Source organism: Methylobacterium sp. D54C, assembly GCF_053345595.1.
Map to the genome: position 1 here is coordinate 1 of NZ_JBKFAK010000180.1, position 312 is coordinate 312.

Consider the following 312-nt stretch of genomic DNA (forward strand, 5'->3'; position numbering starts at 1 on the left):
GGGTCGCCCGCTACCGGCACCTCCAGGACGAGGAAGCGCGTGTCCGGGCTCGCCGACGCCGCCGGCATCCCGGACCGCTCGCGGATGTCGGCCAGAGGCACGACGTTGCCGCGCACGTTCACGATCCGATCGATATGCGGGCGCGCCCCCGCCACCCGCGTCGCCGGGATCGGATCGATGATCTCGCGCACCATCCCGGCCTCCAGCGCAAAGCTCTCCGAGCCGATCCGGAACATCACCACCTGCTGGCCGCCCTGCCGCCCGTCCCGCTGGCCGCCGTCGGCGGCCGCCTGCGGGCCGGGCTCGACGACT

General features: G+C 74.4%; 1 protein-coding gene. It reads right to left on the minus strand.

Translation table 11 applies throughout. The features are described 5' to 3' along the window. The coding region (locus tag ACLBYB_RS33070; RefSeq protein WP_447701415.1) for a chemotaxis protein CheW at positions 1-312 on the minus strand (312 nt) is incomplete at both ends.